This window comes from Pseudoalteromonas sp. SG43-7 (assembly GCF_014164295.1).
GTDB classification, from domain to species: domain Bacteria; phylum Pseudomonadota; class Gammaproteobacteria; order Enterobacterales; family Alteromonadaceae; genus Pseudoalteromonas; species Pseudoalteromonas rhizosphaerae.
In genome coordinates this window covers 1-12793 of record NZ_JACJEY010000081.1, presented here as the reverse complement: position 1 = coordinate 12793, position 12793 = coordinate 1, and the positions used below count along the sequence as shown (strand labels likewise).

Annotated in this window: 12 protein-coding genes and 2 tRNA genes; 5 read left to right on the top strand and 9 right to left on the bottom strand. The window is 40.5% G+C overall.

What is annotated here, in order from left to right; translation table 11 throughout:
- Positions 1 to 223: 223 nt before the first annotated feature.
- Complete coding sequence (locus tag H5200_RS21655; protein WP_024597877.1) at positions 224 to 571, bottom strand: hypothetical protein; 348 nt, start codon at positions 569 to 571, stop codon at positions 224 to 226.
- 240 nt (positions 572 to 811) lie between these two features.
- Here H5200_RS21655 and H5200_RS21650 point away from each other — a divergent pair, with 240 nt between their 5' ends.
- A complete protein-coding gene (locus H5200_RS21650) occupies positions 812 to 1777 on the top strand; it encodes an integron integrase (protein WP_182762574.1) in 966 nt (321 codons plus the stop codon).
- A gap of 280 nt (positions 1778 to 2057) precedes the next feature.
- Here H5200_RS21650 and H5200_RS21645 read toward each other — a convergent pair whose 3' ends face one another.
- The gene (locus tag H5200_RS21645) at positions 2058 to 2801 is read right to left on the bottom strand and encodes a class I SAM-dependent methyltransferase (protein ID WP_182719352.1); all 744 of its coding nucleotides are present in this window, start codon (positions 2799 to 2801) and stop codon (positions 2058 to 2060) included.
- A gap of 168 nt (positions 2802 to 2969) precedes the next feature.
- Entirely contained in the window at positions 2970 to 3635 is a 666-nt protein-coding gene (queE, locus tag H5200_RS21640; protein WP_145240771.1) for a 7-carboxy-7-deazaguanine synthase QueE, read from the bottom strand.
- A gap of 127 nt (positions 3636 to 3762) precedes the next feature.
- Here queE and queC point away from each other — a divergent pair, with 127 nt between their 5' ends.
- Complete coding sequence (gene queC / locus H5200_RS21635) at positions 3763 to 4443, top strand: 7-cyano-7-deazaguanine synthase QueC (protein ID WP_257326361.1); 681 nt, start codon at positions 3763 to 3765, stop codon at positions 4441 to 4443.
- Between the two features lie 57 nt (positions 4444 to 4500).
- On the opposite strand, the gene H5200_RS21630 is transcribed toward queC, so the two are convergent.
- Positions 4501 to 4950: an isoprenylcysteine carboxylmethyltransferase family protein gene (locus H5200_RS21630; RefSeq protein WP_182740221.1), complete on the bottom strand. Its 450-nt coding sequence runs from the start codon at positions 4948 to 4950 to the stop codon at positions 4501 to 4503.
- 181 nt (positions 4951 to 5131) lie between these two features.
- Between H5200_RS21630 and H5200_RS21625 the strand changes: the two genes are divergently transcribed.
- Positions 5132 to 5374 carry a hypothetical protein gene (locus tag H5200_RS21625; RefSeq protein ID WP_182740220.1) on the top strand — a complete coding sequence of 81 codons (243 nt, stop codon included), beginning with the start codon at positions 5132 to 5134 and terminating at the stop codon, positions 5372 to 5374.
- Between the two features lie 11 nt (positions 5375 to 5385).
- On the opposite strand, the gene H5200_RS21620 is transcribed toward H5200_RS21625, so the two are convergent.
- The 5 genes from H5200_RS21620 to H5200_RS21600 form a co-directional block, all read right to left on the bottom strand.
- A complete protein-coding gene (locus H5200_RS21620) occupies positions 5386 to 6411 on the bottom strand; it encodes a hypothetical protein (protein ID WP_182740219.1) in 1026 nt (341 codons plus the stop codon).
- Positions 6412 to 6498: 87 nt separating this feature from the next.
- Complete coding sequence (locus H5200_RS21615; protein ID WP_182762572.1) at positions 6499 to 7167, bottom strand: tRNA (adenine(22)-N(1))-methyltransferase TrmK; 669 nt, start codon at positions 7165 to 7167, stop codon at positions 6499 to 6501.
- Positions 7168 to 7173: 6 nt separating this feature from the next.
- Positions 7174 to 8103 (bottom strand): class I SAM-dependent methyltransferase, encoded by a 930-nt coding sequence (locus tag H5200_RS21610; RefSeq protein WP_182740217.1) that lies wholly within the window; start codon positions 8101 to 8103, stop codon positions 7174 to 7176.
- Entirely contained in the window at positions 8096 to 10096 is a 2001-nt protein-coding gene (gene uvrB / locus H5200_RS21605; RefSeq protein WP_145240732.1) for an excinuclease ABC subunit UvrB, read from the bottom strand. Before uvrB ends, H5200_RS21610 begins: the two co-directional genes overlap by 8 nt.
- Positions 10093 to 11472, bottom strand: coding sequence for an MATE family efflux transporter (locus H5200_RS21600; RefSeq protein WP_182719348.1), 1380 nt, complete (start codon positions 11470 to 11472; stop codon positions 10093 to 10095). The genes uvrB and H5200_RS21600 overlap by 4 nt, the downstream gene beginning before the upstream one ends.
- A gap of 1079 nt (positions 11473 to 12551) precedes the next feature.
- Between H5200_RS21600 and H5200_RS21595 the strand changes: the two genes are divergently transcribed.
- Positions 12552 to 12628, top strand: a tRNA-Asn gene (locus H5200_RS21595).
- Positions 12629 to 12649: 21 nt separating this feature from the next.
- A tRNA-Ile gene (locus H5200_RS21590) sits at positions 12650 to 12726 on the top strand.
- The last annotated feature ends 67 nt before the right edge of the window (positions 12727 to 12793 follow it).

Genomic DNA, 12793 nt, shown 5'->3' with positions numbered 1-12793 from the left:
ACCGACGAACTTACTTGCTTCATCCTATGTATTAACTCGCTCTAATTCGAGCTGAAGTAATTATGGCTTAAAAAGTTAGGCAAGGATCAGTGTGTTTAACTTGACAGTGGGAGTCATACCAACGCTTTGCTAAGGGGCAATTGACTGTTGGCTAAACTTGCGCGAAGCGCCAAGCCAACTGTTAATTGTCCCAGTGAGTTTACGAACGAACTTGAGCAACTTGTTATAAGCCATTAGTTGCCACTCTTTGCCCGCAATGGATACAAACAATTGAACCAGAAAACCAGCGCCAAACAACTTTATCCCAGCTACCACTTGATGCTGGATGAGGCTTTTTAAAACCTTGAACAGTTAAACATTTATCGCAATGTGGGCAACGGTTAAAAAATGCCAAAACAATATGAATTAAAACTGTGCAAAAGAATGCCCCAAACAAATAAACTAAATGACTAGCACTAGCGTTAGGTTCAGAAAACATTTTCCCATAAGCCAGAGATACAAAGAAAACTATTAAAAGTGTCCACGCTGCAAACACGCTTAACACATCAAGTTTTCCAATTATCGATTTCATCACCGAACTTCCTTTGGCTTATAACAGCTTATTCAAAGGATCTAAACCCACAAGTTGCAGACAGAAAATCCTTCGAGTTTTTTAATACTTTCAGTCTAACTCTGTATCTAAATGTAAATCAAGGGATTTATATTTGTTGTTTTTTTGTTGTTGTAAAATACAAGAAATAATCCCGCGAGTTGTTGAAAAAAAACCAAACACAAATACTGTTTATATATACAGCAATGACTGGAGCAGATCATGGCTTCTGTATTTTTAGAATCCATCCGTGACTTTATGACAACGCGTCGTTATGCCAAGCGCACTATAGACACTTATCAATATTGGATAAAATTTTATATTTTATACCATGCTAAAAAACATCCAGCGCAATTGGCAGAGTCGGAGGTTGAGCAATTCTTATCTTATTTAAGTAATCAGCGTAATGTTGCAATGAAAACTCAGGCAACGGCTTTAAATGCTTTGGTATTTTTATACCGTCATATTATTAATCGACCGTTATCACTTGAGATGAATTTTAATAAATCACTCGTGCCACCTAAATTACCTGTAGTACTGACCCGTGAAGAAATGCAGCGTTTATTATTGGCAATGGATCCAAAGTATAAACTTATCGCTCAGTTACTTTACGGTAGTGGTCTACGTTTAATGGAAGCTGTAAGGCTACGGGTAAAAGATGTCGATTATGACTATGTCTCATTAATGATTTGGCAGGGCAAAGGCAATAAAAACCGCAGAGTAACATTAGCACTCGAACTACTGCCGTTGTTGCGCAGCCAAAGTCACTTGGTAAATGACTACTGGCAACGAGACAAACAAGCAACAGACTATGCCGGTGTCTGGCTTGCGAATGCACTAGCTAGAAAATACCCAGCGGCTCCTTATGAAATGAGCTGGCAATATTTGTTTCCTTCTGCCAAGTTAAGCATGGACCCAGAAAGTAAAAAGCTGCGACGCCACCATATTGATGAAACAACGGTTCGTAAAGCAATTAAGCTGGCAGCAAAGCTGGCAAAAATTCAAAAAAATGTTACCTGCCATACACTACGGCACTCGTTCGCTACCCACTTACTTGAATCCGGTGCAGACATACGCACCGTGCAAGAACAACTCGGCCATAGCGATGTTCGCACCACGCAAATTTATACGCATGTACTTAAAAGTGGTGCCAGTGGCGTAAAAAGCCCGTTGTCGCAGCTACTTTAGGTTCTTATTATCTATTGGAATATCGCGTTTGGGGAATACAAAAAACCCGATAATAATCTTATGTGGAATTGCTGCTGTTAGAAGGGTAAAAAAATAGACCGCAGAGCACTCCCTGATGGTTTAGCTAGGGATATATATCAGCTGCCTGATCAGTCTCACGAGCGAGTCACTCAACAGGACAATGCTTATTTGTAAGCTCCTTGCTTTATATGAATTTTTCTAAAACGCAGCGTCTCTTAACCCTTAATCTTTTTGTGAATAATTGTCTTAACTTTCTAATTTAAATTTTTACGCACACAAAAACGGCATTGCCAGAGCTTTCACCCCATGGGGTTATTTTTTCGTAGTCATGTTCAAACACATGTATTTCAAAATAAGGTTTTAGGGCTTCTTTTAACTGGGCAAAACTAACAGCGACCATTGGGTGCTCGTCGTGCCATATGAATGTTTCGTCTGCTGTTGCTTTATTTATACTGAGCTTTAATGACTGTTTTTCGCCACTGCCACTGTAATTCCAACCAGAGCGGAATGTGAATAGGCTGCCCGCGTTTTCAGCGCTATGCTCTACAAATGAATCGTTATCGATGTGATTTTTATCAACAACGTTAAAGCAAAATATACCACCGGCTTTTAGTGCATGGTGTACGCTTTTAATACAGTCTGTTAATTTATTAATGCCATCGCAGTAATGGATTGAATACAAAAAGCAGGTAATTAAATCAACTTGCTCAGGGATCACAAACTCACTCATATTCTGCAATGAAAATTGCGCTTCTGGGCAACGAATGGTTGCTCTATCTAGCATGGGTTGATTTATATCAAGCCCACTACTTTGATAACCATAATCAATAAAATGACGAACATGTGGGCCCGTGCCGCACGCTAAATCAAGATGCGTATTTCCCTTATTACCAAATATTTGCTGTAGCCTATGAATAAAATAACTTTGGGCTTGATAATCTATATCTGCGCACATTAAGTCATAGTAATCAGAAAGGTCTGTGTATAGAGCGTTCGCGGACATATTAGGCCTAATTATTTGTAGGAGGGTACGTTAAGCCGGGCATAATAAACTAATTATCACCATTAACGAAGCAGATATGAAAGTAAGAGGTTTGTTGGGTTTTGTTTTACTCAACCCAACGTTCAATTTAAATGGCAAATTACTTAAAGCTTACCACTGAGCTTTACTTTAGTTTATCCCTAAATACTTATGTACTTGCACTGATAAGCGCCAGTTTTTTTCAATACAGGTTTCAATTGCCAACTTAGTTGCAGAGACTTTTTGGCTAATTGGTTGCAGGTAAACAAGCTTGGGGGTAACGCCTGTTTTTGCAAATAACTCTTCAAGCTCTACAACGTGTTTTTGCATCGCGATTGGGTGTTTTATTTCATCGGCGCGTTGCATGGCTGAAGTAAGTACGTCGTAGCCGCCACGCATATTAATTTTCGGTGATACCGTCACCCACGTTTGTGCTGGGGCTAAAATCTCAAAAGTGCCGCTGGTTTCTATTTGTGTGCTGTAGCCGTTAGCATGAAGTAATTCGCACACCGGGTTTAAGTCGTACATGCATGGCTCACCGCCGGTGATCACTACATGCTTGGCACGATAAGCACGATCGACAAACAAGTTAAATATTTGCTCAGCTGATGCGTCCGCCCAGTGATCTGAATCAGCCTTTTTCTCAACCGTGTCGTCCAGTGATACTTTATACACATTATCAACTTCCCACGTTTGCTTAGTGTCACACCAAGCGCAACCTACGGGGCAGCCTTGTAAACGTAAAAATATTGAAGGCGTGCCGGTAAAGCTCGCTTCGCCTTGAATGGTTTCAAATATTTCATTAATTTTGTACAAAAGAGTCTCACTCACTACTTGGCATTAATTACGAGCATAAACATAGTTTAAAAAATCAAAAAACACGGTCGGAAATTGTTATTTATGCCCCAGGCGTGTAGTATATCGCGCCCTGATATAAACCTCTATTAAAACTAAGAGCAAAACAGTTATGACGCAAAAAGTAGTTGTGATTTACTCCGGCGGTATGGATTCATTTACCGTATTAAATAAAGCCCTGCAGCAAGGCCGCGAGGTATATGCCCTGTCATTTGACTATGGTCAGCGTCATGTAAAAGAGCTTAAAGTTGCAGCCAGTGTGTGTGAAAAGCTTGGCGTACCGCATAAGATAGTTGATATTTCTGCGATCAATCAGTTAATTGGTGGCTCATCGTTAACTGATGATATTGATGTCCCAGAAGGCCACTACGAAGCCGAAAACATGAAAAGCACCATAGTGCCTAATCGCAACATGATTTTGCTGTCACTGGCTGTGGGTTACGCTGTATCACTCAAAGCAAGCCAAGTGTATTACGGTGCTCACTCTGGGGATCATGCTATTTACCCTGATTGCCGTCCTGAATTTGTGCAAAAGATGGATGATTTATGTCGTATTGCTAACTACGACGCCGTGGAAATTTTCAGCCCGTATTTAAATGACACCAAAATTGACATTCTTACTGATGGTTTAAAAATGGGCTTGGACTACAGCCAAACGTGGACTTGCTATAATGGCCGTGAAAAAGCCTGTGGTAAATGTGGTGCCTGCCAAGAGCGCTTAGAGGCATTTAGCCTTAATAACATTACTGATCCAATCGAGTACGAATAACCCACATTAAAAAAGGCTATCATCGCGATAGCCTTTTTATTATTAACTGAGATAAGTTTACAGCCAACGTTTTACCCGAGACTTGTAATCGCTGTACCCTTGACCAAATATTTTTAATAGAGCCCGCTCCTCTGGAATAATTTGAAACCAAGTTAAGTAACAAATAAAGCCCAGCACACACAATAACGCCCACAGTGATGTTAACCACACTCCCCAACCTGCCAGTATAAAAGCAAAACCAACATACATTGGATTACGTGAAATTTTGTACACACCCGTGGTAACCAGTGCTGACGCTTGATCTGGTTTACTTGGGTTTACAGTGGTTTTTGCTAAGCGAAAACTAACTACCCCTGCAATACAAAAAATACAGCCTATGGTGAGTAAAATAACCGCTACATAAAAAATAAATGTGGTGAAATCAATCACACTGTAGTGGGCAATTACCGCCATCAGCACAGCAAAAAAAAGCACTATAATAATCGGAGGGATTTTATTATTTAGCATAGTAACTCACTGTTGTCGTTAAAATTAGTTAATGCTGCAATTAAACACTCATCACACTGTATCACTGATGAATATACTGCAGAGGGTCATGTTGATACAAATAAAGTTACAATTGTCAGCTTCATCATTTGCGCATTCTGGTTATACTTTACACACTATATAAAATAATAAGGAATACACCATGTCAGGAACTACTATGGTAGTCATGATCGTATTTATCTCTGTTGGGTTTGGGGTAATGTACGATATGTATAAAAAACATTTAGAGTTTAAACACCGTACACTCACCGATAACAAAGAGTCGAATAATCAAATTGCTGCTGTTACTACTGAAATGCTTGCGTTAAAAGAGCGTGTACAAACATTAGAAGCTATCGTGACTGATCCAAGTTACAGCGTAAAACAAGAAATCAATAAACTGTAAATTTGCCGCGTTTAAAGCGCTTGCAAGTAATCTGGATATAAATGCGCGTTTTCTGGCTGCTCAATTCCATGAGCGGCTAAAAACCCACAGATCACTTGCCCGCATCCTTGTGGAGCACGAGAGCTGTCAATTTCAAAATTTAATTGATCGGCATGTTGTTTGCCAAGTTCGCATAATTGCAACGCATGCTGCGAACGCAACACAATACTCAATGCCCCGATTTGCTCTACGTTAACGTTTTTACTAAAGCGAGCAAAACCTGCATATTTAAATTGCTCATTCACATAATCATTACTGATCGCTACCAACGCGGTCATCAAGCCATGCAAAAAAGCATTTGCAGATGTATCTGCGGCTAAAAAAATCACTGTTTTTGCGTTAAATTCGCTTAACTGACAGTCAGTACAATTGAGTCGCAGAGTGTAAAGTATGTGCTCATCGGCAATTTTTTGTTGTGCAATTAAAGTCAGTGCGGCTCCAGCAAATAAACATCTAGCAAGTAACTTTATGACACTTTGCGGTTGATGATCAGCAGCCATGGTTAATTGCGGGTTTTGTGCTAATAAAGGTAAATCATGATGGTTATTAAACGGCGTGCTGCTGCCCTGCTCACTATTGAGTTGAAATAGTTCTCTTACTTCGTGTTCACGGGCTATTTTTAACGCTAAAAAAGCGGTTTGGATCAATTCCGAGGTAGGTAAGTTTTCTTCCACAAACCAGCGCCGGCCAAATAATAACTTTTTTGCCTTGGCCTTGGTGCTGCGGTAATTATCTGGACTAAGAATGGCCACTTGTAAATAAATTTGCTCATTCTGCTTTGCGGCGAGCACCCGAAAGTGAGTTGAAAACTCAATTTTATCAAGGGTTTCGTTCACGCTTTCGAGGGTATGTTGATAACGTAAAAAATGTTGCGGCACTACCCAACTCGCGTTGCTCAATTGCACGATGGGTGCATAAGCAATTGGCTGCTCACAATTATATAGCAGCTCATTATGAGTATATTTGACTGATGTAAAGTGGTTATTTTTATCTGACATAACTAAACCAAGTAAACTCGCTAACACAAAGCGCTGAAGATGAGTTATTTACGCTGTAACGCTAGTCGATAGATCACAGTGCTGCGTTTAATTTAGCGATATTTTTTGATAATCATCGAGCACATGTTGAAAATATGTACGGTCTTTGTTCAACATCCGAGTATAGTGCGCAACTAATTGTTGCAGATACAATTCGTGCATTTGCTCAGCATTGTCCCACATCTGACTACCAGTAACACTCAACGCAGTATTACTGGTAAAACTTAGCTGTATCACTTCGTAAAAACGGTTGTTTTCTTGCACCAGTTGTTCTTTGATAAGTCCTAAACCTAACGCCTGTAAACCTTGTCGTAAGGTATAGGTATGATGCACCGGACAAACAATAAAACTGAGTTGTTCACGAAGCTTTTCAGGGCAATTAGCAACCATTTTTTGTACTAGCCTCAGCAGTAATTCTCCACCGACTCCGGCGATAATGATCAGCTGTTTGGCTGATGGCTGCAGCTCAATTGTAGCTACATCCTGACATAATACTTGCCATTGGCAAGCTGCTTGCTGAGCACTAAAACGCGTAAGCGTGTGTTCAAGCTCGCCCATTAACGTAGGCACTATATCAACAAAGTTTATTTGCTTGGCGGCTGCCCGCTTTAAAAGCGCCATACCAAGCAAACCGTGGTCACAACAACAGTCCCAAATTACATCATACGGCGCGCAGATCAACGAATCGATTGCACTGAGGCGGCTACTTAGTTTCATTTAAAGCTAAACTTGAGCCGTTTTATAGATCAATGCTTTTAAGCTACGGTCGCTATCAACATCAACAAAACCATGGGTCGGCGCTAGGCGCTCTACAAATTCAATCGCACCTTGAGTGTGTTCGTCTATCAGCGCTTTAAATGACGCTTCACTTAGCTCTGGACTGTTAGCACATAACAGCAATTGAGTATGGTCATTGAGCAGTTCAGGTAAGCGGCGCAGCACTTTTTGATAATCTTTAGTTAAAATGAAACTGCCTTTTTGAAAGCTTGGCGGATCAACAATAATTAAATCAAAAGGGCCAGCCTTTTTAAGTTTACCAAACGACTTTAATATATCGTGCGGTAAAAAGCTCACACCGCGGTCAAAGCTATTAAGTTGATGATTTTGCTTACCGGTGCGCAGTACCCCTTTGTTCATATCCATATTGATCACACTATCGGCACCGCCACGCATTGCCGCAACCGAAAAACCACAGGTATATGAAAATAAATTCAATACCTTAGCGTGTTTACTATGGGCTTGAACAAACTCCCGTCCACGGCGCATATCCGGGAATATACCGGTATTTTGACGGCTCATTAAATCCACAAAAAACTTACACTCACCTTCTTTAACACTATGCGGGCTCGGTAGTTGACCAAATAACAGTTTATTTTCAGTTTGTTGTCCGGCGCGTTGTTGAAATACCAACGAGGTGATTAATTCTTTAGCGTGTTGTTGTGCCCATTGCCAAAGCTGCTCACTTAATTGCGTTAGCGTTTGTGAGTCAACTTCGTCGTACGACACTAAAAATAAACACGGCGGGTAAAAGTCGATATTTAGATGACTCAAATGCTCGGTAGTGTGACCGCGGCCATGAAACACACGACAAAGTTCATTGTCTGCTAAGGGCGCACTTTCAAGTGCTGTAATAAGGGGCGTAAAATTATGCATTTTTAATTAACTGTTGTTGTAATTCATGGATTTCATCACGAACGGATGCGGCTTTTTCAAATTCTAAATCACTTGCGTATGCATGCATTTTGGTTTCGAGTTGCTTAATTTGCACTGCGATCTCTTTTGCACTGAGCACTTGCTTACTTTGTTTTCGGATCAGCTGTAAATTATCTTGTGGCCCGGCTCGCTCACCAACATCCATAATGTCAGTAATTTTCTTCAATAAGGCTTGTGGTTCAAGGCCATGCTTAATATTGTAAGCGTGTTGAATATCGCGGCGACGCTGAGTTTCATCAATAGCTTTGGCCATTGATTTAGTGACTCGATCACCGTATAAAATTGCCCGACCATTTAAGTGACGAGCCGCACGACCAATGGTTTGAATTAATGCGCGAGCCGAACGTAAAAAGCCCTCTTTATCAGCATCAAGTATCGCAACTAGCGATACTTCTGGCATATCTAAACCTTCACGCAGTAAGTTAATGCCCACTAACACATCAAACACCCCAGCGCGAAAATCCCGAATAATTTCGACCCGTTCAACGGTATCGATATCCGAATGCAAGTAACGCACTTTTACATCATGTTCAGATAAGTAATCCGTTAAATCTTCAGCCATGCGCTTAGTAAGTGTGGTCACTAGCACACGTTCATCAATTGCTACGCGTTTATATATCTCTGACAATAAGTCATCAACTTGAGTTGCCACTGGGCGTACTTCAATTTGTGGATCTAGTAATCCTGTGGGGCGAATAACCTGCTCGGCAATATCATCTCCACAACGTTCAAGTTCAAAATCACCCGGGGTTGCTGATACATAAATTGTTTGCGGTGCTATGGCTTCAAATTCTTCAAAGCGTAGTGGCCGGTTATCCATCGCCGACGGCATACGAAAACCGTATTCCACGAGATTTTCTTTACGGCTACGATCGCCTTTATACATAGCGCCGATTTGCGATACCGTAACGTGAGATTCGTCAATAATCATTAACGCATCTTCAGGAAGATAATCAAGCAAGGTTGGCGGTGGATCGCCCGGCGTGCGGCCAGATAAATATCGGCTGTAGTTTTCGATGCCAGAGCAATAACCAAGCTCGGTCATCATTTCAATATCGTATTGTGTACGTTGTGCCACGCGTTGCTCTTCGACCAGTTTATTAGCACTGAGTAACTGCGCACGACGGTCTTTTAATTCAGCTTTAATATGCTCAACCGCATCAAGAATTTTATCTCTGGGTGTCACATAGTGCGTTTTAGGATAGATAGTTGCGCGGACTATGTGTTTTTCAACCGCGCCGGTAAGCGGGTCAAAAATACTTAGCCGTTCTATTTCGTCATCAAACATTTCTACACGCACTGCAAAAGTGTCTGACTCAGCAGGGAATATATCCACAACTTCACCGCGAACCCGATACGTACCGCGGCTAAAATCAATGTCATTTCGCGTATATTGAATTTCGGCTAGTCGGCGCAGCATATCGCGTTGATCAACTTTTTCGCCCACTTTTAACAACAGCATCATCTTCATGTATGATTTTGGATCGCCCAAACCATATATGGCTGATACTGATGCCACTATAATTGTATCCCTACGCTCTAATAGCGCTTTGGTAGCACTTAGGCGCATCTGCTCTATGTGTTCGTTTATCGAGGCATCTTTTTCAATAAAGGTATCGCTTGCAACAACATACGCTTCTGGCTGATAGTAATCATAATACGAAACAAAATATTCAACCGCGTTGTGCGGAAAAAACTCTTTCATTTCGCCATATAACTGCGCTGCTAAGGTTTTATTATGCGCCATAATGATCGTTGGGCGATTCAAATCATTGATAATATTAGCCATGGTAAATGTTTTACCAGTACCTGTTGCCCCTAATAATGTTTGATGAGCAAGTCCGGCTTCTAACCCTTCACATAACTGCGCAATCGCGGTGGGTTGATCCCCCGCAGGTTTAAATTTAGATACCAGTTGAAAATGGTCGCTCATGCTTGGCACTCCTGTACAGCTTGGTTACTGATCATATTCAGCTCTTTGATAAACCATTTATAAGCTATTATTGCAGTAAATAAATTACCCAGCGCTGCGCCGATCAGCAAGCCTGGTAAACCGGCATATAAATTACCGACATAAGCAAATGGAATATAAAAAATAAATAATCGGATCACACTTAGAATTAATGCATTCATTGGTTTGTGTAAGGCATTGAACGATGAATTAGACAAAATAATTATCCCTTGCAAACCGTAACTTAACGGCAAGGTAAAAATAAATAATTTGATCACATCGATAACCATCTGCTCTTTACCAAACAACTCACTGATCACTCCTGAAAATGCAATGAGCAGTAAATAAATAATAAACTGCCAAATCATCACAAATTTTAATGTTGTGGTGTACGCCTCTTTAACACGGTTAAGTTTACCAGCACCAAAGTTTTGACTAATAAACGGCGGTAACGTCATCGATAAAGCTAACACCACCAAACTGGCAATTGATTCAATACGACTGCCTACGCCAAAAGCAGCAACAGCCTCAGGTCCATGATGAGCAACCATGGCAATCATCACCGCCATTGCAACTGGTGTTAACATATTTGCACCTGCTGCTGGCAAACCAATTTTAAGAATTTTTCGAATAGAGCTTAATGGGGTTTGGTTATTTGCATTTAGGCTCAGCAAGCCTTTTTTTACTGCTAGCAAATATAAAATAATGACAACGGCTACCGACCATGCGATGACGCTGGCAATCGCAGCGCCTTTAATGCCAAATGCAGGAATTGGCCCAAAGCCAAAAATCAATATTGGGTCGAGCACGGCATTGATAAGTCCCGCTCCACCCATCACTATGCTAGGCGTTTTAGTGTCACCGCTGGCACGTAACACTGAGTTACCAACCATAGGGGTAATTAAAAATACACTGCCTAAAAACCACACACTCATATACTCATGGATCAGCGGCAACACTTGCTCCCCTGCTCCCAGCAATTTAAATATCGGGGAAATAAACAGATAACCAAATAGCGATAAACATATCACCATCACCACTGCAATTAATAATGCGATGCTGGCGTCAAAGCGTGCTTCTTCAATATTATTACTACCCAATGCCTTGGCAATAACCGCTGACGTACCGATACCCAAACCAATAGCTAGGCTGATCACGGTAAAGGTTACCGGAAAAGTAAAACTGACAGCCGCTAATGGCTCAGTTCCCAATAAGCTAATAAAAAATGTATCGACAATATTGAACATCATTAACGTGATCATGCCGAAAATCATCGGCACAGTCATTTTCTTCAAGGTCGGTACTATTGGATCGTTTAATAAATCGGGAGCTGAGTTGCTCTGCAAAGTTGCGCGCATGGGAATAAATAAACCTCTTTTATTAAGCGTGGTATTTTAAAGCATCAGGGCTTTTCAAGCCACGCATTTATCAAGTGATTATAAATTGATTACAAAAACGCCTAAAAAACCATAGAAAAGTGTTCTTTTTACGTGTTTAGCGACGATTTCACTTCGAACCTCTACTAAAAACAATAAAAATACATTTTTATAACCTTTATCACAAAAACATCGCGACTGGTGCTGCATTTTTACACAAAAATTGCGCTAATCGAATCGTTACGAATAAATTTACTCATCAACGAAGCTCTTTTCAGCTTATTTTTTCAAGTCATTGTTTTAAAATGAGATAAAAAAACTGTTTTAAATGCTTGATATCCTCACAGTGCCCTAAAAATATGGCTCTGCCAACGTTCTTAAAGTTTCATAAACAGAGTTATCCACAGAAACCGTGGATAACTCTTGCAAAGCCACGTTAATAAAGGCGTGCAAAGGGACGGCTTAAACACGCTAACGGCAATGTTGGCAAATACTAACTTTAGACAATTTGAGTTAAATAGCTCATAAAACATACTTAACCCCTGTACCAATGACCTGTCACATTTATTTAAACGCCCATTCAATATGAAAAAATAAATATAACTAAATGAAATAAAACAATATATATATATTTCCTTGCTACTCTCATGGGTATTAAGTCGCTAAACTAAGGGTTCAGATCTGTATGTCATTTTTTTCTCGGCATTTTTCGTTAACGACTAATTAAATGCATAAGTAAATTTAATTATTGCGAATTTGCGCTTTTATTAGCTAACGTTAAAAAAGTACATTTCATAAATTTATTCGTACAAAACTAGATAAATGATCACTTTTATAATTTGTCTGGCGGTTAACTTGTTTGTTTTTTAGTCGTTGAAAACCGAGATTTTATCACGCGTCTCGATTTACACGGCTTAAATGAAGAGAAAAAAAGCCACAAAACAGCCAGATCGAACATAAAAACATCGAACAGACTGCTTTTTTTTGTTTATCCGGTTTTATGTGTTGACACTTTGCAGCGCGGTCATTAATATTTCGCCCCGTTGAAAGGCACATACGCTTCCCCCTTAGCTCAGTTGGTTAGAGCGACGGACTGTTAATCCGCAGGTCCCCCGTTCGAGTCGGGGAGGGGGAGCCAGTCTTTTGAGCCATATACGATTCCCCCATACCTCAGTCGGTTACAGCGACGGACTGATAATCCGCATGTCCCCCGTTCGAGTCGGGGAGGGGGAGCCAACTTCATGTAACATGATTATTGTTTCTATTTATCTCACTACTTTAGAACTACTTACATATTTTCCGT

Coding starts and splice junctions, on each gene's coding strand:
- H5200_RS21655 (WP_024597877.1), bottom strand. CDS start 571: ATGAAATCGATAATTGGAAAACTTGATGTGTTAAGCGTGTTTGCAGCG.
- H5200_RS21650 (WP_182762574.1), top strand. CDS start 812: ATGGCTTCTGTATTTTTAGAATCCATCCGTGACTTTATGACAACGCGT.
- H5200_RS21645 (WP_182719352.1), bottom strand. CDS start 2,801: ATGTCCGCGAACGCTCTATACACAGACCTTTCTGATTACTATGACTTA.
- H5200_RS21630 (WP_182740221.1), bottom strand. CDS start 4,950: ATGCTAAATAATAAAATCCCTCCGATTATTATAGTGCTTTTTTTTGCT.
- H5200_RS21625 (WP_182740220.1), top strand. CDS start 5,132: ATGTCAGGAACTACTATGGTAGTCATGATCGTATTTATCTCTGTTGGG.
- H5200_RS21620 (WP_182740219.1), bottom strand. CDS start 6,411: ATGTCAGATAAAAATAACCACTTTACATCAGTCAAATATACTCATAAT.
- H5200_RS21615 (WP_182762572.1), bottom strand. CDS start 7,167: ATGAAACTAAGTAGCCGCCTCAGTGCAATCGATTCGTTGATCTGCGCG.
- H5200_RS21610 (WP_182740217.1), bottom strand. CDS start 8,103: ATGCATAATTTTACGCCCCTTATTACAGCACTTGAAAGTGCGCCCTTA.
- uvrB (WP_145240732.1), bottom strand. CDS start 10,096: ATGAGCGACCATTTTCAACTGGTATCTAAATTTAAACCTGCGGGGGAT.
- H5200_RS21600 (WP_182719348.1), bottom strand. CDS start 11,472: ATGCGCGCAACTTTGCAGAGCAACTCAGCTCCCGATTTATTAAACGAT.